This is a genomic window from Mariniflexile sp. TRM1-10, assembly GCF_003425985.1.
GTDB lineage: Bacteria > Bacteroidota > Bacteroidia > Flavobacteriales > Flavobacteriaceae > Mariniflexile.
Window position 1 is genome coordinate 3,620,670 of the sequence record NZ_CP022985.1, and the last position, 21,703, is coordinate 3,642,372.

Consider the following 21,703-nt stretch of genomic DNA (forward strand, 5'->3'; position numbering starts at 1 on the left):
AAAAAAGAAAATGAAAACATATTTAAGACAATTAATTATCACCATTTCAATAGTCACTTTATATACCTCATGTAGTGATCAATTAAATCTAGAACCTATTTCTGATATTGGGGCTAATGAATTCTATCAAAATACGGAGGAAATTAACCTTGCGGTTGTCGGGATTTATAATTCCATGCAAAACATGCTTGACAAAGAATTTGTGTTAACAGAACTAAGATCTGACAACACCTATATGAGTCCTCGCAATAGTGAAACTGCAAATGTGCCCTATCGTCAAGTAGATAGATTTGTACTTACATCTCAAAACATTTTTGTAGAAGATTATTGGAGAGCATGTTACAGAACCATTTCATTGGCAAATAATGTCATTACACAAATAGATGTTGTTGAAGACCAGGAACTCGCCGATAAATACGAGGCGGAAGCACGCTTTTTTAGGGCACATGCCTATTTTAACCTTGTTCGCCTTTGGGGTGGGGTTTTTATAGTTGACAAACCCATTTCAGGTGAAGAAGCTAAAACAATTGATAGAAGCAACGTACAGGATGTGTATGATTTTCTATTGGCAGATTTAGAATTTGCATCCAATAACCTTCCAAACACAGCCACAGGTCAGGATCTTGGACGTTTGACCAAATGGGCCGCAAAAACAGAATTGGGAAAAGCCTATTTAACCTTAGGAGGCCATTCAAATTTAACTAAGGCAGAAACCGTTTTAAGCGAGGTTGTATATGACAGTCCTTTTAGTTATTTACCATCCTATGCCAATGTTTTTGACATCAGTAATGAATACAACAACGAAATTTTATTTGCAGTAAGATACCAAACAGGAAGTGTGGGTCTTGGAGCACCTTTTGCCAACTATTTTGCCCCTATTCAAAGTGATAATTATGTGGTTACAGGAAGTGGAGATGAATTAAATGTCCCAGCGACCAGCATGTCAAACGCTTATCCTTTAGGTGACGATCGCAAAGACGCATCGATGGCAGACAGCTGGGTTGGATTTCAAGGGCAGGTTAATGAATACAGATATATAAAAAAATACAACTCAGATTTTGGAACTGTTGATGATGCCGGCAATGATTGGCCAGTAATAAGATTTACCGATGCCATGCTACTATTAGCCGAAGCTATCAATGAAAGTTCGGGACCAACTGCTGATGCCATGGATTTATTAAATCAAGTTCATGAACGGGCAGGTCTTACAGCTTATGATGCTGGTGAAATTGGAACTTATTTTGACTTTAAATTGGCTTTGGAATTAGAACGCAAGTTGGAATTTGCTTTTGAAAACCAACGCTGGTTTGATTTGCTAAGAACAGGAAGAGCCGTCACGGTCATGAATACACAATTTGCAACCGAAGACCAATATAACGATCCTAACAGACCACAATTTAAAACAGAGCCCATTCAGGAATTTCAATTGTTATTGCCAATTCCTCAATACGAAATTGATTTAAACCCAAGTATTGCTCAAAACATTGGTTATTAATCTGAATTATGAGTTATGAGTTATGAGTTATGAGTTATGAGTTATGAGTTATGAGTTATGGGTTATGAGTGAAGTCAAGAGTTAAGGATTAACAAATCAACAAATAAACGAATAAACAAATAAACACAACCCTTAGAACCCAGTACGAGGTTTTCCCTTCGGGGTTTGGGGGTTAAATATTTACATATGAAAAAATATTTAATATATCTCACATGCCTATTTGCTGTATTTGCCCATGCTAAAGAAATTTTAGTGAGCAACCCCCAAGCGTTGGAAACTGCTTTAAAAAATGTGGCTCCCGGTGATACCATTATATTGGCAGACCAAACCTGGACGGACGTCAAAATCAATTTTATTGGTAAAGGCACTCCAGAGAACCCAATTGTTTTAAAAGCACAAACACCAGGTCATGTCATTCTTAACGGTACATCCAGAATCATCATTTCCGGAACCTATTTAACTGTAGAAGGCCTATGGTTTAAAGATGGTAACGCTATTGATAAATCTGTTATTAATTTCAGAAAGAATGAGACTGAGTTGGCCAACTTCTGTAGGGTAACCAACTGTGCCATTACTAATTATAACCCAGATGACAGAGCTTCACAATACCAATGGGTTGAACTGTGGGGAAAAAACAATCGTGTGGACCATTGTTCCTTTTATGGTAAAACCAATCAAGGTCCTGTTTTAATTGTTGGTTTACGTGGTAATCCTGAGAATTTAGAGAATAACCATCGTATAGACAATAATTATTTTGGTTACAGACCACCGCTTGGAGCCAATGGTGGTGAAACCATTAGAGTTGGTACAAGCCATACTTCCATGGAATCGTCGAAAACCCTTGTGGAAAATAACCTATTCGAAAAATGCAATGGGGAAGTGGAAATTATATCCAGTAAATCTTGTGATAATATATACAGAAACAATCTGTTTTTAGAAAGCGAAGGCATTCTCACTTTACGTCACGGCAACAGATGTTTGGTGGAAGGCAATGTGTTTTTTGGCAATAACAAACCCCATACAGGAGGAATTCGGGTTATCAATGAAGGCCACATCATCCAGAATAATCTCATGATTGGTTTAAAAGGTGACGGTTTTAGAGCCCCCTTAGTGATTATGAACGGTGTTCCTAATGGCCCTTTGAATCGTTACAATCAAGTAAAAGATGTGGTGATCCAAAATAATACCTTCATCAATTCCAGCGCTATTGAATTATGTGAAGGCAGTGATGAAGAACGCTCGGCAACACCAATTAATACGACGTTTGCAAATAATTTATTTTACGGAACTGAAAGTATAAATTTATTAAACATTTCTGATGATATTTCCGGGATCTCATTCTCAGGGAATAAAGTCCAAGGGGCTTATAAATTCAGTACTGAAGGATTTGAACACGCCAATTTAAATTGGGAAAACCTTCCATCTTACCCCATTCCATCTGTTTCAAGCGATTCGCTCTTAGAGGTAAAAAAAACCACTCGACCAGTACGCACAGACCTTACAGGAACGGTAAGAACAAAAGTAAGAGCGGGCGCCATCATCCCTGGAAATAAAAAAGTACCCGCAGCATTGAGCATCCAACCAGGCGTTAGTTGGTCTTTGGAAAAAGCCAAAGAAACGAATGCCGTAAAACCACAACAAGATTATAAAGTAGTGAGCGTATCTCCAGCAGAAGATGCTTTGGTGCATGCCATCAAAAAAGCAAAAGATGGTACCATTTTGGAATTATCAGAAGGCACTTATGAAATTACAAGAGGTATGCAAGTATCTTCAAATATTATAATCAAAGGTGCTGGAAGCAAAAAAACAGTCATCAAAATAAGTAAGAATGCTGAGAAAGTTCCAGGATATTTCTTTAAAGTAACTGAAGGAACATCATTAGCTATAAAAGGATTGGAAATTGATGGTTCGAGTGCAAACTCGGTTCGCTACGCTATTGTTTCTCAAAATACACCCACATCAAAAGCGTATAACCTGAAATTGGATGATGTGTACATTCATGGGTTTCATGACGATGGAAGTGCCATATTTAAAGCTTACAAAGGCACTTTTGCAGACTCCATTCAGATCTTAAATTGTCGTTTTGAGAAAAGCTTGAGAGGACTGAACCTGAGTTATGAAAAAGAAGACCTAGGTAAATACAATGCTGAGGTCATTGATATTCAAAACACCCTATTTAAGGACATTGATCAATTCGCCATCCATTATTACCGAGGTGGCAATGACGAATCTACCTTAGGAGGCCAATTACATGTTAATCACTGTGTGTTTTATAATGTTGATGACAATGAAAAAGGGCGTAGCATTCGCACTAACGGTATTGTTTACGTTACCATTAACAATTCCATTTTTGCAGGAAGTCCCGAATCAAAATATTCCGCAATTCTAAAAGGCGATAAAAATTCTGTTTCTAATTCCGTTGTTTTTAACGCAGGAGAATTAAAAACATCAAGTAAAGCAACATCCAAATCCGTACTAAATACAAATCCGCAATGGCAGGACACTGATACTTTTCAACTAAAAGAAAGTTCGGCTTTAAAACATGCTGCTACAGACGGTAAGGACATCGGATTAATAAACCAATAATAAAAAACAAACCAAATGAAGACTAGAGGAATACAATTTACAGCAATTATAATAATGCTCTTTTCATTAGCTCAAGTATTTACAGCTTGTGATGCTGATACTGAAGTAGACAAAACTGTTGATGAAATATTGGCAGCGCAACCAACCATTGAGTCCATTTCCCCAGGAACAGCAGATATTTTATCTAAAGTTACGATTACAGGTACTTTTTTGAATTTTGCAGAAACCGCATTTGTTGGTGGTGTTGAATGTCAAATCACACAGCGTATCAATGGTAAAACTTTAGAAATTAAAGTAGCACCAAATGCTACTTCCGGCGTAGTGAAAATCATAACCTCTGCAGGTAAGGAAGCGGTGTCTTCAGAAACATTGACAGTAACCTATCCAACACCAACGGTTACATCTACTTTTCCTTCTAGTGCCACAGTAAACGAAAACATCGTACTATCAGGAACCAACCTAACCAGTATCACGAGAATTTCATTTGGCGATATGGATGGAACGATCCAATTTCAAGAAGATCAGGCTGTTGTAGTAAGTGTTCCTAATAATGAAAATTCTCCTGTAGCGGTTAATTACTATTATAATACAGTAAATGGTGAAGTGTCACAGCTATTAAATGATTCGTTTAATATTCTTATTCCAACTCCTATCATTAGTTCGTGGCCATCTCTCATGAACAGAGATAGTGAAGTTACTATTGTTGGAACAGATATGAATCTCATTACAGGAGTTTCCGTAGGTGGTCAAAATGCAACCTTTAACACAGCAAGCGCAACGTCCGTAAGCTTTAATGTACCATCAGGAGTTGCCACTGGCTATCAAGATATTGTTGTCAATTACGGAACTTCTGGTCAGTTGACGCAATCTAACGTGCCTTATATCAATGGGCAGTTTGAAAGTTATATTGAATTTGATTCGTATGCAGCAAATGTTTTTGTGATAGACCTTTCAAAAGACCCATTAGCCACACAGCAACTCAACAATGTTGTGGAGCAGCCACCTTTCCCGGGCAGTTCATATTACAATCTTCAAATGAACACTGCCACAGGAAGCACCATAGCAAGAATGCGCTTGCATAATGTAACCAATAATGATACGTGGCCTAATATGATTGATACTGGCAATTTTGGAGATAATCCGGTATTGCATTTTTGGATTAACACAGAAAGCACGGAACCCATCTTAAAAATATACATAGGCGGAACAGGATCGGCTAATAGACGGCAACTTTCAGGATCCGACATGAATACAGGAGGTGATTGGAAATTGTACGCTGTTAGATTGAAAGGATTTATCCCAAGCATTTCAACGATTGGGTCAACTTTTGAAATCCGATTTAACACAGGGTCAGGCGTCACCGAGTTCCCGGTAAAAGTAAATATGGATTGGATAATCGTCACGGATTCAGTTCTTACGGAATTTGGAGCTATCGATGTAACAGATGCTTTTGACGCTGCAGGATAGTTACTGAAAAAAGTCAAGACAAGTTCTAAATAAAAAATATAAATATAAAAAACAAAGCAATGAAATTAAAAGGAAGAGTAGCTGTTGTAACAGGAGGAGGGCGCGATATAGGACGTGCAGTATGTATAAAACTAGCAAAAGAAGGCGCTAAAGTAGTGGTGAATTATTTTGATAGTGAAGAACATGGCGCAGAAACGGTAAAACAAATAGAAGCACTGGGAGGGCAGGCCATAGCGGTATTTGCAGATGTCACGAAACTAAGTGATATAGATAATTTAGTTGAAAAAACTAAGGACGCTTTTGGAAGTAAAGTAGATATACTGGTAAATGTAGCTGGTGGTCTTTTTGCTCGTAAAACACTTAGTGAAGTAGACGAAAGCTTTTACAATTTAATAATGGATGTAAATTTTAAATCTGTTGTTTTTGTAACTAAAGCATTTGCACCTTTATTGGGCAAAGGAAGTTCCATCGTTAATTTCGCATCGCAAGCAGGTAGAGATGGTGGCGGTCCAGGAGCCTTTTTATATGCATCTTCAAAAGGAGCCGTTTCTACCTTTACACGCGGATTGGCAAAAGAATTGGGTCCATTAGGTATCCGGGTAAATGCATTAAACCCAGGTATGATTGCAACTAAATTCCATGATGATTTCACCAAAGAACAAGTAAGGGTAAATGTTGCAAATGCCACAGCTTTAAGAAGAGAAGGAATGGCTGAAGAAGTTGCCGATTTAGTAGCTTATTTGGCAGGGGATGAATCATCATTCTTAACAGGAAATAATATTGACATTAATGGTGGTTTAGCCTTTAGTTAATTAAAAATGATGATTAAAAAGAGTTTCATAATAAGTTTTCTGTTCATTTCATTCGTGATGAATGCAGAGATAAAAGTACCCCACTTTTTTTCTGATCACATGGTGTTGCAACAGAATGAACCTATTACCATGTATGGAAAGGCGCATGCTGGAGAAACCATAGCCGCTTTTTTTAATGATGAAACGTTACATACCAAAGCAGATTCCAACGGGGATTGGTCAGTGACTTTCAAAGCCACAAAGGCAGGAGGACCGTTTGAAATGACTTTAAAAGGAACAAATACACTGAAGTTTACAGATGTGTATGTTGGTGAAGTTTGGTTTTGTTCCGGGCAATCCAATATGGGCTGGAAACTTGAAAACTCAGTAAATGGACAAGAAGAATTAGCTCATGCCAATTACGAAAAAATCAAGTTATTCACTGCGCCTCGTAACATGAGCCATACTGAAGAATACGATGTTTTAAAAGGAACATGGGAAACTTGTACTTCAGAAACCGCTGAAGGTTTTTCGGCAGTTGCCTATTTTTTTGGAAGACATCTGTATGTAACCTACCAAGTCCCCATTGGTTTAATAAATTCCTCTTGGGGAGGCACAAATATTGAAGCTTGGATGGATGCAACGTTATTCAAGGATCATCCAAAGCATCTGGAAACCATCGCTAAAATGAAAACTTTGGATATGGTTAACCTTATCAGTGCTTATAACAAAGCGAATAAACAATATGGTGTTGATTTAGATAAAGCTGATTTGGGAATGCCTGCCCATTGGGAATCACCAACTACAGATTACAGTGACTGGAAAACATTCCAATTGCCTTCGTTATGGAGAGATACAAAGCTAGAGCAAACCTATGGTGTGGTTTGGGTGACTAAAGAAATCAATTTAAATGCTTCCGATATTGCTTCCGATATTCAATTGAGTATTGGTCGTGTTGACAATGAAGACATCACTTACGTGAACGGTCAAGAAGTTGGAGCCTCAACAAGTAAAGATTTGGATAGGGTTTATACCATTCCAAAAAGCCTTCTTAAAACAGGAAAAAACAGAATAACCATTCGCACAAAAAATCTGGGTGATTTAGGTGGTTTTAGAGGTGCTGAGAGTGATTTATATCTCAAAACAGCCACGCAAACATACGCGTTGGTTGGCGATTGGTGTTACAAAGTTGGAACACCTCATGTCGCTGAACCACCAGCACGTGAGCACCCAAAAAACTACCCCTCTTCACTGTTCAATAGCATGGTGCATCCATTTTATGGTTACAATATCAAGGGCGTGATTTGGTATCAAGGGGAATCAAACACTAAAAACCCTGAGGAGTATGCCAAATTTTTCCCTGAAATGATAAAGGATTGGCGCAAAGGTTGGAATAAAAACATGCCATTCCTATTTGTACAGTTGGCGAATTATGCCAATCAAGGCAATAGGGAAGCTGCTATAAGGGAAGCACAAACAGCAGCTTTGAAGTTAGATAACACCGCTATGGTAGTTACTTTAGATATTGGTGAAGATGCCAATGTCCATTTTGCGAACAAGCAAGATGTGGGCAAACGTTTGGCAATGGCAGCACAAAATTTGGCATATAACGAAACCGATATAGCCAAAAGCGGCCCGATAGTTAAAAAAATGAAAGTGAAAACGAATAAAATTACCATCACTTTTAATGAGCCTTTAAGCATCAAGGGGGACGCTGGAAACATCAATGGGTTTTTAATTTCTGATGGCAAAAACAGTTTCATTAAAGCAGAAGCAACATTGACAAATACCAAAACTGTAGAAGTTTCGTCAAAATCAATTAGCAATCCAAAACATGTGCGCTATTTATGGGAAGATGCTCCAGGAAACGTGATGATTTTTAATACTTCTGGTTTACCGGCACCACCTTTTAGAACTGATAAATAATATATGAAACACCCATGAAAATAGCATTTACATATACGAAGATGATTATTCAGGGTGCTCCAAGCCTGTGCTGAGCATTAGCGAGATGCAAAAATATATTTTGCAGTGAAGTTAGCAAATGAAGCTTGTTGAAGCATGACCAAAATATAAACTCATAAACCCATAAACTAATAAACCCATAAACTAAATACAACCAGATGAAAATAACTAAAAAATTCACCTTAGTCATACTGCTTAAAATCATACTTACAGTGAGTCTTTTTGCCGGAAGTGTGTCATGTACGAAAAATGAAACTAATTTACCTGAAGAAACAATTGTTAATGTGTCTAATGATAGTTCACAAAAAGCAACGGAATATGCAAATATTGATTTCAACCATTGGAAAATTACCTTACCAGTAGACTTGAACAATGACGGTAAGCCAGATGAGTTTCAGCCCATATCATTAATCAATTATGGGTATCAAACAGAAGAGAATCTCATCCCTTTTATGTATGATGATACCTCGGATACATCTATTGTGTTTTATACGTATCCTGCTGGTGCCACTACGGGAAACAGTAGCTATCCTAGAACGGAATTACGAGAACAACAAACATCAGGAAATAATTACAACAATTGGTCACTTACTGAAGGCGGTATTTTAGAAGGCACCCTAAAAATTGATTCCATTTCGGAAGACAACAATAGCAGCAGAACTTATAATAGAACCATTGTCATGCAAATACATGGTATTATTTCGCAAGAAGACATGACTACGTATGGCTTTAGTTCCAATCATGCACCACCTTTATTAAAAATGATTTGGGATGAAGGGTATATCAAAGCTTACAAAAAAACGTTGGTGAATGAATCGACTTCAGGATTGGATTTATATGATGACAGTTCATCAACTTGGACAGACATCAGCCATAATTTTGGCTATGTGGGTTTTAACAGTTTCAGTATAAAAATTACTGCAAGAACAGGAAAATTGACCATTAAAGCCAATAATCAAATACATGTTTTTGAAGATGTCAGTTTACAAAAATGGCCTTTTGAGAATTACTTTAAAGCAGGCAATTACCTGGTCTCAACAAATACTGAATCCTTTGCCTATGTCAAATATTATCAATTGAAAGTCTCACACTAATCAAAAATGATGGTGAGATAAACACCTATGAAAATAAAGTGATTGCTTCGCCAGTTCGCTATCGTTCGTGTCCATCTGACCTAATTAAAACAATAAATGTAACGTATGAAAAAACTTATTTTTTTTAGCATCCTTTTAACCACTTTTTCAAGTGCCACGTTCAGTCAGGAAAAGGAATACAAACCTGTTGATTTTCCCGAAGGATATAAAGCACACATAGATGTGGTCTATGCCCAAGTAAACGGTTGGGATGGCCGTATGGATTTGTACACCAATCCAAAATCTGAAACACCAACACCTATAGTCATCAATATTCATGGTGGAGGATGGAACCATGGTGTTAAAGAATCTCAAACGGGCTATGGTTCATTTTTCAAAAATGGCTATGCCGTTGCCAATGTCGAATATCGTTTGGTTGGTGTGGCACCTGCGCCTGCAGCTATTGAAGATGTACGCTGCGCCCTGATTTATTTGTACAAGCATGCCAAAGCATTGAATATTGACACCAATAAAATAGTGGTTATGGGTGGTTCTTCGGGCGGACACTTGGCGCTTATGGCAGGACTATTGGCAAACGATAAAAAATTTGACATCAACTGCAAGTACGATGGCGATATTAAAGTAGCTGCTATTATAGATAAATATGGTGTTACCGATTTGGTGCCACTGAGTAAATGGAAATCTGCGAAGAACTGGTTAGGGAAAGGTTTTGATAATCAAAAATTCGTTGAATCTGTTTCGCCTTTGTATTATGTTACCAAAAATAGTCCGCCAGTGTATATTGTTCATGGCGATGCTGATCCCATTGTGCCTTATGACCAGTCGGTTGCGCTATATGAAAAATTAAAATCCAATGGTGTAAAAACTAAAATGCTGACTATTGAAGGTGGCAACCATGGAAAATTCACCAAAGAAGAGAAAAGCGAAATGAGCAAAGACATGTGGTCTTTCTTAAACGAATTAGGATTACAATAATCATTGAATACCAACTAATATCTAAACTATTATGAAAACAAAATTACTATCCGCCGCTATGTTGCTAACAAATATAATGGCCTTTTCGCAAACTACCGTGGCTATTCCCGATCCTGCTTTTGAAGCCTATTTAGAAACGGCATTTGCAGCCAATATTACACCAGATGGAAGCACAACTGATGGTTCCATAACATTTACCGATATCAATTTAATAACAGATATCGATTTACCAACGGCAGGGGTTACAACTGTAACTGATATTACAGGTGTAAAATCCTTTATCAAATTAAAAAATCTTTATGTTCAGGATAATGCTCTAACAGGCACTGTGGATGTGTCAGGTTTAGATAAATTGACCAACTTATATTTTTACAACAATACAGGTGTAACTGCCGTGGATATTTCAGGTTGTAGAGTGATTTACCACATTAAAGGCTATGGTTGTTCGCTTGAATCGTTGGATGCTTCCTTGGCTACAACACAATTGACCGATCCGACAAGATTAAGGTACGTGTATGTTAATGATAATCTATTAACAAGTATTAATGTTTCTGGAAATACCGGCATTCAAAGATTGGATTGTTTTAATAACAATTTAACGAGTTTAGACATCACAGGATTTACGACATTAACATATTTGCGCTTTCAAAACAATGCGATTACAGGAAGTCTTGATGTATCTGGGAATTTAAGTTTAGAGAAATTAGGAGCTTTTGGCAATGATTTAACCAATATAGATTTAGGAGCCATTCCATATACGTCTTTTACGTATTTCAAAATAAGTACCAACAACAATTTGTCTTGTGTGTATACTGATAATGCTTCAGATTTTGCTCCTGGTGGCCCTCTGGAAACAGCCATAGGCAGTAATTATTCTGTAGGTACCAATACCAATTTTGTATTGGATGCCACAGAATGCGCAACCCTAGGAACTGAAGATTTCAATGCATTTGAATTTTCAATGTATCCAAATCCGACTAAGGAGCATGTTACGATTTCACTTAATGATAATGCATCATACCAACTCATCAATATGAATGGTCAAACGTTAATGAAAGGCCATTTTAATGCGGGTAAGAATCCATTATCTATTTCAAATTTAGCTAGAGGATTGTATTTCATAAATATGACCACTACAAATGGAAACAGAATGACACACAAGTTAATCAAACAATAAATCCCCTTAATGACATGCAGGACTCTTAAAAACGTTTCTGCATGTCATTTAAAAACCTAAACTATGTCTATCAAATCATTACTTAACTTTTTCTTGTTGTTTCTATCATCAATAACACTTTCTGCACAAACCTATGTGACAACAGATACCAATTTGCAGAATTTAGTGAATGCCTCTTCTGGGGGTGAAACATTTATTGTTTCAAATGGGACTTATCCTGATTTTTATGCAAGTTTCACCAAAATCGCAACGGCCGAAAACCCGATTGTTATAAAAGCGGAAACCGTTGGAGGCGTAACCTTAACCGGCAATTCCTATTTTGTGTTTAAAAAGGCAGCACATATTACGCTGGAAGGTTTTGTATTTGATTGCACTGGTAATAGTACATTGGTGAAATTAGAAGCGTCCAACAATATCAGAATTACCAGAAATGTTTTTGAAACACAAACAACCAGCTCACTCAAATGGATTGTAATAACAGGTTATTATAATGATTATACGTTTCAGTTTTTGAGCCACCACAATAGAATTGACCACAATACGTTTCAAAATAAAACCACAGCAGGGAATTATATCACTATTGATGGCACTTACAACGAAGACAAAACCGTCAACCAACAATCGCAATACGACAGAATTGACCATAACTACTTTTATAATAATACACCACGAATTGAAAACGAAAAAGAATCCATTAGAATAGGCAACAGTCAATTGTCAACAACCAGTGGTTTTACAACCGTAGAATTCAATTTGTTTGAAGACTGTGACGGCGACCCAGAGATTGTCTCTGTGAAATCTTGTGATAATGTGGTAAGACACAATACTTTTAAGAGAAGTTATGGGTCTTTAACTTTACGCCAAGGCAACAGAAACCGTGTGGAAGGCAATTACTTTTTTGGAGACGGAAAAGCCAATGGCATATTTATAAATGATGCTAATCAAGAACAAACGATTTATACAGGCGGCATTAGAGCTTACGGTACAGACCATGTGATTGTTAACAATTACCTTGAAGGCTTGCAAGGCACCCGTTTTGACGCACCAATAACCTTGACACAAGGCGATGCCATTGACGGCATTGATACCGATCAAAGTTTGCATTATAGAGGCGAACGCATCACTATTGCCAACAATACTTTGGTCAATAACGCTTACGGCATCGAAATAGGCTACGCAAAAAGCAATGGTTCTTATGACCAAGCATTGCAAGATATAACCATAGCCAATAATTTAGTCATAGGTTCAGAACACAGCCTGGTTAAAATATACAATGACCAAGCCGGCGAAGTGACTTGGGTCAATAATGTGATGTATCCTATGGATGACGCTATTTTAAATGGTGATGGCTATACATTTACTTCCGATGAAATCTCTAATGAGAATCCAAATTTAGCTTTGACAGGGAGCATTTGGAAAGCCACAAACACAACACCCACAAAAGAAAATGGCGCGTCTTCTTTAATTATTGATGAAGATATTGAAGGACAATCACGTCCCACATTGAGCAGCGTTGGTGCTGACCATTTTAGCAGCAGTGGTATTGTTTACACGCCCATTGGAATAAACGATGTTGGTCCAAATGCTTACGGCGATACCTTGTCAGTTATTGAAAGTGACATTGTCAGCAACATAAAAATATATCCAAATCCTGCGTCATATCAATTCTACATTCAAACAGATGGAATACAACTAAAATCAATCATCATAAGTACGATGACAGGTAAAAAAGTATTGCAAATTGATTCAGATGATTTATCGGAAATAGATGTGTCAAAACTAATTTCAGGCGTATATTTAGTTCAAATCGATACGGAAATAGGTAAGCACACCCAAAAATTAATCATTAAATAATTTACGTCTTGAAACAAATCTTCATCCTATTTTTGATTTTATCTGCCCTCTCACCGAATGCACAAACCATTCTGGAAGCTGATGGTAAAGGGAAAACCTATGAATTGATCAATAACGTTTTGGCACCCAACTATGATGTGATAGAAACACCCGATTGTGCCCATAAGGATTTTGGAAATCACATTACCGAAACATGGGATGCTGATTTAAAGAAATATGTATTTGTGTTTCATGCCCATGTGGAAGAAGATAATGACCGTTGTAAAAAGTTTGATAGGGAACGTACCGAAATCAAAACCTATAAACAATCCCCCGACAATCTTATTGCAACACTTGGAGAAACGGTTGTTTATAAATGGAAATTCAAATTGGATAAACACTTTCAAGCATCGAATAAATTCACACATATCCACCAAATAAAGGCAGTTGGAGGTACTGAAGATGCCATGCCAAGCATCACTTTCACATTAAGAAAATTGAAAGTGGATGCATTTCAAATCAGATATGCTTCCAACATGGAGCAGAATAATTTAATCGATGTGCCTTTAGAAGATTTTAAAGGTGTTTGGGTAGAAGTTTATGAGCGAATCACCTATGGCGAGATTGGAAAAGGCAAGTATGAAGTGACTTTAACTAGAGCTGACAATGGCAAAGTATTACTAAACTACAGCAATGATTCCATAAGAATGTGGAAAACCGATGCTCAATTTTTACGTCCCAAATGGGGCATTTACAGAAGCTTACAAAACGCATCAGATTTGAGGGATGAACAAGTGAAATTTGCGGATTTTTATATCGAGGAATTAGAAGACATTCAAAATTAACATAAAATAAAGTGAGTTCGATATAATCAAGAATGTATTTAATTAAAAATAATTTACTTAGATTTTGATGTCAGGTTGAGCGCAGTCGAAACCTATAGAAGTTATCGATTTTAATAACCTTTCGACTGCGCTCAAGGTGACAACTTAGTTTATCCTTAAATATAGAATTGTTTTTAAATCGAACCCACGTTAAAATAATATTATAAAGCGTATTTTTAAAATGCAATCAAATCATTAGTTTTCACAAGGGGAAGCATTCACTGATTGTGAGCAAAGAATAATTTCAAAAAAACAAACATGTTTTTAAAAAACAAAATACCATCTCTATTAGTTGCATTACTATTGATTGTTGCTTCTTGCAAAGCACAATCGAAAGGAATTTCTAATGCAAAAAAATCAAGTAAACAAGAACACCCCAGTTTAATACTTACAAAAACAGGTGTTGAAAACATAAAAGCGCAGTTAGGAACCGTTCCTCTTTTTGATGACACTTTAGCAAAAGTAAAAGCCGAAGTAGATGCCAGCATTTTAAATGGCATTGAAGTACCCATCCCAAAAGATTATTCTGGGGGCTATACGCACGAGCGACACAAAAGGAACTTTCTAATTTTACAAAAAGCAGGTATTTTATATCAAATATTTGATGATGAAAAATATGCAAGTTACGTTAAGGAAATGCTTTTGGAATACGCTAGAATATATCCAACACTTCCGGTACATCCACAAACAAGGTCGTATGCACGTGGCAAACTGTTTTGGCAATGTTTAAACGATTCCAATTGGTTGGTGTATGTAAGTCAAGCGTACGATTGTGTGTATAATTATTTGACTGAAAAAGAACGTGCTCATTTAGAAGAAAATCTTTTTAAACCATTTGCAAGGTTTATTTCGGTAGAAAATCCACAGTTTTTCAATCGGGTACATAACCATAGTACGTGGGGTAATGTGGCAGTTGGTATGATAGCATTGGTTATGGACGATGCTGAATTGCTCGAAATCGCATTGCATGGATTAAAAACCGATAATATAGACCCCAATGCCAAAGACAATGATGGAGGTTTTATAAAAAAGAAAGGGCAAAAAGTAGGGTTTCTTGCAAATTTAGAAGAACCATTTTCACCAGATGGTTATTATACCGAAGGACCTTATTACCAACGGTACGCCATGTATCCCTTTTTGGTTTTTGCAGAAGCGTTACAAAACGTAAAACCTGAGCTTAAAATCTTTGAGTATAAAGATAGCGTGCTATTGAAATCGATAAATACATTGTTACATTTAACCGATGCCAAGGGCAATTTCTTCCCATTAAATGATGCTCAAAAAGGCATGTCGTATTACTCAAGGGAATTGGTGTCGGCAGTAAATATTGGGTATTTTTATGGCGGTAATAAAACCGAATTATTATCTATAGCAAAAGCACAAGGCGAGGTGTCGCTCGACGATGCAGGTTTATCGGTAGCCCTTGGAATACGCAATGGTTTAGAAACCCCTTTTATTAAAAAATCAATCGATCTATCTGACGGAAAAAATGGTGACGAAGGTGGCGTAGCCATATTAAGAACAAATAGCACAAAAGACGCGCTTACTTTAGTGATGAAATATTCTGCACAAGGTTTAAGTCACGGGCATTACGATAAATTATCATTCTCTTATTATGAAGCTGGAAACGAAGTGGTTCAAGATTATGGAATGGCGCGTTTTGTAAATATTCAACAAAAGGGAGGAGGCAATTATTTAAAAGAAAACACCACATGGGCAAAACAAACCATTGCCCATAATACCATAAATCAAGACGAAACTTCACATTTTGGTGGTGATTTTGAAACAGGCAGTTTGCACCATTCCGAAAAATATTTATTTGATGTTTCCAATCCAAACATTCAAGTTGTAAGTGCTACGGAAACAAATGCATATCCGGGTACTGAATTGCATCGAACCATGGTATTTATAAAAGATGACAGTTTCGAGAATCCATATCTTTTGGATATCATTAAGATCCATGCTGAAAGTGAACATCAATTTGATTTGCCGTATTATTATTTAGGACAATTGATAGCTGTAAATTTTAAATACACAACACCTGAAAGCTTAAAGCCTTTAGGAACTAAAAATGGATACCAACATCTATGGAGTGAAGCTGAGGGTACATCGGAAACAGGGAATGCTAAAATATCTTGGTTGAATAAAGACCGATTTTATACACTTACATCGGTCGTTTCAAACAATGACGATTTAATATTTGCCCGCATAGGCGCTAACGATCCGAATTTTAATTTAAGAAGAGATGCAGGATTCATTATCAGAAAAAAGAACAGTAAAGACACTTATTTTATATCTGTTCTAGAATCCCATGGGCATTACAATCCCGTTAGTGAAGCAGCAGTTAATGCCTTCAGCAATATTAAAAAATTAGATGTTGTTTATAGTGATGACTCATGTATAGCACTGGTAATTGAAACCGAAAGTGCTGGAAAAAGCATGTTTACATTTTCTTTTAAAGACAATTCAAAAAATAGTACCCATCAAATAAAGATAGAAGAGAAGACCTATCAATGGAAAGGTGCTTATTGTTTATTTCATATGTAAATATTCATTGTTTTTTAAAGGTCATATGGTATCGCTTTATTTTCAGTAGTGTTAGCGTTTCCAAATCATGGCGATTTCAAATTAATTAAAATATATTATATAGAATGAAAAAAAGTTTTGGAGCAAGTAAAGAATTTTTATTGGGAGATGACATCCCTTGGGAAGTTGTAGGTGAGGGGGTAAAACGTAAAATTATGGCCTATGATGATAACATTATGTTAGTAAACGTTCACTTTGAAGCTGGAGGTATAGGTCCCATGCATGAGCATTACCATTCACAAGTCACCTATGTGGTAAGCGGCGAGTTTGAACTTACCATAGGAGATAAAACAAGATTACTAAAAGGAGGTGATGCCTTTTATATTCCACCACATGTATTGCATGGGGCTATTTGTAAAAAAAGTGGCGTCTTAATAGATGTATTTAGTCCAATTCGTGAAGATTTTATGTAGTCATATTCTATTAATCAATTATTAGTTTGCAAAAAAAACATATGGAAACATTTTTTTTAACAAAATTTGCATATATTTGGTAAACCAATATGGTTATCCAGTTTAATAAGATTTTTCTACCAGTTAGCTTATGAAATAAGTTGGTTTCAAATTCTAAAAAAGGGTAACTTAATGCGTTTTTTATGATGGGATTATTGTAATTTTAACATAATATTGTGGTTAACCTGAGGGAATAATTATTTATAAAAATGAAATTAGAAATACTTACTAAAAATGACAATTTAGAGATTCAAAATACTATAATCTCTAAAATAAAGGAATTGATTAATTATAAAAACCTGGAGCCAGGAGACAAGCTACCTTCAGAAAGAATGTTATCTGAAAAGTTTGAGGTTAGCAGGAGTAATGTTAGGGATGCCATTCAAAAATTAGAATTTTACGGATTGTTAAAATCAATACCGCAAAGTGGCACTTTTGTTGCCAACATAGGCGTTGTTGCCATGAATGGAATGATTGAAGATATTTTAAGACTAGAGTCTCCAGACTTTAAATCGTTGGTAGAAACAAGAATATTGTTGGAATTAAAAACAGTGCGGTTGGCAGCATTAAGACGTACCGATGAAGATTTAAAAAACATAAAAAACACATTAGATGCTTATAAAGAAAAGGTGTTATCTGGTGAAGATGCTGTACAAGAAGATTTGTTATTTCATTTAGCAATAGCAAAAGCAAGTGGTAATAGCACTTTGAATACATTCATGTTAACTATCACACCACAAATAATTATGAATTTTGAAAAGTATCATGTTTGTGATAAAAGATTGTCGGTTATAGGAATTCAAGAACACACAGAAATTTATGAGGCTATAAAGAAACAAGATCCTGTATTGGCAAAACAAAAAATGAAAGATCATTTTAGCGTATTGTACCAGTATTGTTATAATATAAAATCACAATAGTTAGAAGAACAAATTAAAGCGCTTTTTGTTTTTCAAATAAGGCAAGGTCGGGACATCTGCTTCACGATATAGTTTTACTGTATTACATCATAACCAAACGTATTAAAAGCAACTATTTTAAAACATGCATGTGTTTTAGAAGCACTTCCCTATTGCCATTTAATTTAAATAATTCCCTGAAGGCTCAGCCTCGGGGGTATCCAATTCACCTCTCCTTTGAAGAGGTCAGAACTGCCCGAAAAGGCGGTTCTAGGTGAGGTAAAATAAAAATAATAAAAAATGAAACACCCATGAGAATAGCATTCACACACACGCGGATGATTTGTTAAGGGTATTCCAAGCTTGTGCTGAGCATTAGTAATATGCAAAATATATTTTGCAGCGAAGATAGCAAGTGAAGCTTGTCGAAGCATGACAATTAAAAATTAAAAAATATAAAAAGATGAAAATTAAAGGTTTACGTTGGTGGATTATTACATTGATTTTTATAGCTACCGTTATAAATTATGTAGATAGAACTGCGTTTGCATTGTTGTGGCCAGAAATGGGTAAAGATTTAGGTATGGATAATACCGATTATGCTATTATGTTAAACGTATTTATGGCTACTTATGCCGCAGGCAAATTTTTATCTGGGAAATTATACGACATCATTGGTACACGTTTAGGGTTTGTGGTATCTATTGTTGTATGGTCATTAGCATCCGTGTTTCATGCTTTTGCGCGCGGGTTGATTTCGCTCTCCATAGTTAGGGGGCTTTTAGGTTTGGGAGAAGCAGGTAACTGGCCTGGTGCAGTAAAAAGCAATGGCGAGTGGTTTCCTATAAAAGAAAGAGCCATTGCCCAAGGTATTTTTAATGCAGGAGCTTCCATAGGAAATGTGATAGCACCATTTATAATTATATTTTTATATGCCCAATTTGGTTGGAAAACGACTTATATCATTTTAGGAGCTGTTGGAGTGCTTTGGGTAATCCCTTGGTTGTTTCTGAACAAGTCCACTCCAGAAAAGCATCCATGGGTAACTGAGGAAGAAAGAAATCTTATTGTCTCCGATAGAATTGATAAAGACGAACTCATTGATAAGAAAAAGGTGAAAAGCTTAAGTTTACGGAAAATTTTAAGCTATAAAGAATCTTGGGGGGTATTGCTTTGTAGTTTTTTTATTGAACCAATCTGGTGGTTTTTTGTGGGTTGGATGCCTATCTACTTACATTCAAAATTTGATTTAAGTATAGAGGAAATTGGCGCTACTATATGGATTTCTTATCTTGGTGGCGCAGCAGGAAGTATCGCAGGGGGATGGTTTTCGGGTAAATTAATGGAAATAATGACTGTAGATGCATCACGAAAATTGACTATCACATTAGGAGGAATCATGATTTTCTTAGGATTATTGGGAATTATTTTCTTGGTAAACGAGAATAATTTTATGACATTTATTTACATAGCTACATTTGTGCTATTTGGATTCCAGTTTGCTATTGGAAACATTCAAACCATATCAAGCGATTTGTTTAAAGGCCCTTCCGTAGGTACCTTAGCAGGATTAGCAGGTACGGTAGGTGCAATTTCAGTCATGGTAATGAATTGGTTTATAGGGCAAATTACCACAAATTCGTATACGCCAGCTTTCATAGTCATAGCAGTAACTATTCCACTATCTCTTTTGGTATTATTTACATTAATAAAGAAAATTGAACCTGTTGAGGAATAATTAATACCATCTTAAATGAAAAGCGGAAAAAGCTCATAGGAACGGATTGAAAATCATTTTTGCAGGTAAAAAGAAAAGTTTAAATGACTTCATAAAAAAGTTATTACATTTAAACAAAAAACAACCAATTTGTTTAACAGAAATACTTTGATAATCCAATTAAAAAAGCAGCCTGCTTGGGATGTGATAATTATTGGAGGAGGCGCCACTGGATTAGGTGTTGCTTTAGATAGTGTCACACGTGGATTTAGCACCCTTTTATTAGAACAAGTAGATTTCGCAAAAGGAACCTCTAGTCGAAGCACAAAACTGCTTCATGGCGGTGTTCGTTATTTAGCGCAAGGCAACATTGATTTAGTAAAGGAAGCACTATACGAAAGAGGCTTGTTATTGAAGAATGCCTCACATTTAGTCTGCAATCAGTCTTTTATAATTCCAAACTATACGTGGTGGGACACATTTAAATATACTATAGGGCTTAAAATTTATGATACGCTAGCAGGTAAATTAAGTTTTGGAAAATCGATGCGGATTAACAAAAAAGACACCCTTTCAAGATTAAGTACTATCAAAAATGGAAAACTTAAAGGAGGTGTGGTGTATCATGATGGACAGTTTGACGATTCCAGGTTAGCGGTAAATATTGCCCAAACGGCCATAGAACATGGGGCTACTGTTTTAAATCATTTTAAAGTAAATCAGTTGTCGAAAAACGATGATGGCATAGTCAATGGAGTTATAGCTGAAGATATGGAAACTAAGGCCACCTATACCTTAAACGCCAAAGTTGTTATAAATGCTACAGGTGTTTTTACCGATGAGATTTTGAAAATGGATAATTCAGAAGCAAAAGACATGGTGCGTCCAAGCCAAGGAATCCATTTAGTTTTAGATAAATCTTTTTTGCCCGGAAAGGATGCTATTATGATACCAAAAACCACTGACGGCAGGGTATTGTTTTTGGTGCCATGGCATAATAAAGTGGTTGTTGGTACCACCGATACGTTACTTGATAGTCACAGTTTAGAACCAACAGCTTTAGACAAAGAAGTAGATTTCATCATGACTACGGCAAATAATTATCTAACCAAAAAAGTGGGTAAAGAGGATGTGTTGAGCATTTTTGCAGGCCTAAGACCACTGGCAGCACCAAAAGATAAGTCTGAAAAAACAAAGGAAATTTCCAGAAGCCATAAAATTATCGTTTCAAATTCTGAATTAATAACCATTACCGGTGGCAAATGGACGACCTATAGACGCATGGCGCAGGATACCATAAATAAAGCTATTTCGATAGGGAAATTGAAGTATGTATCATGTAAAACAAAAAACATAAAAATTCATGGCGCTACAACATCTAATGATAAAACCCGCCATCAATATATTTACGGAAGCGACCAAGAGGGCATTCAAAGTTTAATTGCAACAAATCCTGAATTGGGTGAAACAGTACATGAACGGTTACCCCATACCAAAGCAGAAATTATTTGGGCGATTCGATACGAAATGGCAAGAACCGTAGAAGATATTTTGGCTCGACGTGTTCGCACCTTGTTTTTAGATGCCCGCGCAACATTAGAAATAATTCCTATGGTGGCAAAAATGTTGGCTGAAGAATTAGATAAAGATGCTGTATGGGAGCAACAGCAAATTAAGGAATTTACAAATATTGCCAATCAGTATGTTTTAGAGACTGTTTCGTTAAAAGAGAATAGAATAAAGAGAATAGAAAATAGAAAATAGACCAGATGAAACAAATTG

The 21,703-nt window shown here is 36.3% G+C and carries 15 protein-coding genes; all 15 read left to right on the forward strand.

Features of this window, described 5'->3' with window-relative positions; all coding sequences use genetic code 11:
* Window positions 1-10 precede the first annotated feature (10 nt).
* The 15 genes from CJ739_RS15055 to CJ739_RS15125 all read left to right on the forward strand — a co-directional run bounded on the left by CJ739_RS15055 (window position 11) and on the right by CJ739_RS15125 (window position 21,685).
* Window positions 11-1,495 (forward strand): RagB/SusD family nutrient uptake outer membrane protein, encoded by a 1,485-nt coding sequence (locus tag CJ739_RS15055; RefSeq protein ID WP_117176769.1) that lies wholly within the window; start codon window positions 11-13, stop codon window positions 1,493-1,495.
* Window positions 1,496-1,681: 186 nt separating this feature from the next.
* Entirely contained in the window at window positions 1,682-4,081 is a 2,400-nt protein-coding gene (locus CJ739_RS15060) for a polysaccharide lyase 6 family protein (RefSeq protein ID WP_117176771.1), read from the forward strand.
* Between the two features lie 15 nt (window positions 4,082-4,096).
* The gene (locus CJ739_RS15065) at window positions 4,097-5,548 is read left to right on the forward strand and encodes an IPT/TIG domain-containing protein (protein ID WP_162880231.1); all 1,452 of its coding nucleotides are present in this window, start codon (window positions 4,097-4,099) and stop codon (window positions 5,546-5,548) included.
* Between the two features lie 59 nt (window positions 5,549-5,607).
* Complete coding sequence (locus CJ739_RS15070) at window positions 5,608-6,360, forward strand: SDR family NAD(P)-dependent oxidoreductase (protein ID WP_117176775.1); 753 nt, start codon at window positions 5,608-5,610, stop codon at window positions 6,358-6,360.
* A gap of 57 nt (window positions 6,361-6,417) precedes the next feature.
* Window positions 6,418-8,265 carry a sialate O-acetylesterase gene (locus tag CJ739_RS15075; protein WP_162880232.1) on the forward strand — a complete coding sequence of 616 codons (1,848 nt, stop codon included), beginning with the start codon at window positions 6,418-6,420 and terminating at the stop codon, window positions 8,263-8,265.
* A 197-nt stretch (window positions 8,266-8,462) separates the two neighbouring features.
* On the forward strand, window positions 8,463-9,398 hold the full coding sequence (locus CJ739_RS15080; protein WP_205419368.1) for a polysaccharide lyase family 7 protein: 936 nt from the start codon (window positions 8,463-8,465) through the stop codon (window positions 9,396-9,398).
* Between the two features lie 105 nt (window positions 9,399-9,503).
* Window positions 9,504-10,373: an alpha/beta hydrolase gene (locus CJ739_RS15085; protein ID WP_117176779.1), complete on the forward strand. Its 870-nt coding sequence runs from the start codon at window positions 9,504-9,506 to the stop codon at window positions 10,371-10,373.
* A 31-nt stretch (window positions 10,374-10,404) separates the two neighbouring features.
* Window positions 10,405-11,550 carry a T9SS type A sorting domain-containing protein gene (locus tag CJ739_RS15090; RefSeq protein ID WP_117176781.1) on the forward strand — a complete coding sequence of 382 codons (1,146 nt, stop codon included), beginning with the start codon at window positions 10,405-10,407 and terminating at the stop codon, window positions 11,548-11,550.
* A 63-nt stretch (window positions 11,551-11,613) separates the two neighbouring features.
* Entirely contained in the window at window positions 11,614-13,404 is a 1,791-nt protein-coding gene (locus tag CJ739_RS15095; RefSeq protein WP_117176783.1) for a chondroitinase-B domain-containing protein, read from the forward strand.
* An 8-nt stretch (window positions 13,405-13,412) separates the two neighbouring features.
* Window positions 13,413-14,228 carry a heparin lyase I family protein gene (locus CJ739_RS15100; protein ID WP_162880233.1) on the forward strand — a complete coding sequence of 272 codons (816 nt, stop codon included), beginning with the start codon at window positions 13,413-13,415 and terminating at the stop codon, window positions 14,226-14,228.
* A 297-nt stretch (window positions 14,229-14,525) separates the two neighbouring features.
* Complete coding sequence (locus CJ739_RS15105; RefSeq protein ID WP_117176788.1) at window positions 14,526-16,814, forward strand: alginate lyase family protein; 2,289 nt, start codon at window positions 14,526-14,528, stop codon at window positions 16,812-16,814.
* A gap of 104 nt (window positions 16,815-16,918) precedes the next feature.
* Window positions 16,919-17,266, forward strand: coding sequence for a cupin domain-containing protein (locus tag CJ739_RS15110; protein WP_117176790.1), 348 nt, complete (start codon window positions 16,919-16,921; stop codon window positions 17,264-17,266).
* Window positions 17,267-17,514: 248 nt separating this feature from the next.
* Window positions 17,515-18,225, forward strand: a complete 711-nt coding sequence (locus CJ739_RS15115; protein ID WP_117176792.1) for a FadR/GntR family transcriptional regulator — start codon at window positions 17,515-17,517, stop codon at window positions 18,223-18,225.
* A gap of 442 nt (window positions 18,226-18,667) precedes the next feature.
* Window positions 18,668-19,942: an MFS transporter gene (locus CJ739_RS15120; RefSeq protein WP_117176794.1), complete on the forward strand. Its 1,275-nt coding sequence runs from the start codon at window positions 18,668-18,670 to the stop codon at window positions 19,940-19,942.
* A gap of 147 nt (window positions 19,943-20,089) precedes the next feature.
* On the forward strand, window positions 20,090-21,685 hold the full coding sequence (locus tag CJ739_RS15125; RefSeq protein ID WP_236951519.1) for a glycerol-3-phosphate dehydrogenase/oxidase: 1,596 nt from the start codon (window positions 20,090-20,092) through the stop codon (window positions 21,683-21,685).
* Window positions 21,686-21,703: the final 18 nt, after the last annotated feature.

What these genes read in the sequence shown, in the direction of transcription:
- CJ739_RS15055 (WP_117176769.1), top strand. Translation starts at nt 11, where the DNA reads ATGAAAACATATTTAAGACAATTAATTATCACCATTTCAATAGTCACT.
- CJ739_RS15060 (WP_117176771.1), top strand. Translation starts at nt 1,682, where the DNA reads ATGAAAAAATATTTAATATATCTCACATGCCTATTTGCTGTATTTGCC.
- CJ739_RS15065 (WP_162880231.1), top strand. Translation starts at nt 4,097, where the DNA reads ATGAAGACTAGAGGAATACAATTTACAGCAATTATAATAATGCTCTTT.
- CJ739_RS15070 (WP_117176775.1), top strand. Translation starts at nt 5,608, where the DNA reads ATGAAATTAAAAGGAAGAGTAGCTGTTGTAACAGGAGGAGGGCGCGAT.
- CJ739_RS15075 (WP_162880232.1), top strand. Translation starts at nt 6,418, where the DNA reads ATGAATGCAGAGATAAAAGTACCCCACTTTTTTTCTGATCACATGGTG.
- CJ739_RS15080 (WP_205419368.1), top strand. Translation starts at nt 8,463, where the DNA reads ATGAAAATAACTAAAAAATTCACCTTAGTCATACTGCTTAAAATCATA.
- CJ739_RS15085 (WP_117176779.1), top strand. Translation starts at nt 9,504, where the DNA reads ATGAAAAAACTTATTTTTTTTAGCATCCTTTTAACCACTTTTTCAAGT.
- CJ739_RS15090 (WP_117176781.1), top strand. Translation starts at nt 10,405, where the DNA reads ATGAAAACAAAATTACTATCCGCCGCTATGTTGCTAACAAATATAATG.
- CJ739_RS15095 (WP_117176783.1), top strand. Translation starts at nt 11,614, where the DNA reads ATGTCTATCAAATCATTACTTAACTTTTTCTTGTTGTTTCTATCATCA.
- CJ739_RS15105 (WP_117176788.1), top strand. Translation starts at nt 14,526, where the DNA reads ATGTTTTTAAAAAACAAAATACCATCTCTATTAGTTGCATTACTATTG.
- CJ739_RS15110 (WP_117176790.1), top strand. Translation starts at nt 16,919, where the DNA reads ATGAAAAAAAGTTTTGGAGCAAGTAAAGAATTTTTATTGGGAGATGAC.
- CJ739_RS15115 (WP_117176792.1), top strand. Translation starts at nt 17,515, where the DNA reads ATGAAATTAGAAATACTTACTAAAAATGACAATTTAGAGATTCAAAAT.
- CJ739_RS15120 (WP_117176794.1), top strand. Translation starts at nt 18,668, where the DNA reads ATGAAAATTAAAGGTTTACGTTGGTGGATTATTACATTGATTTTTATA.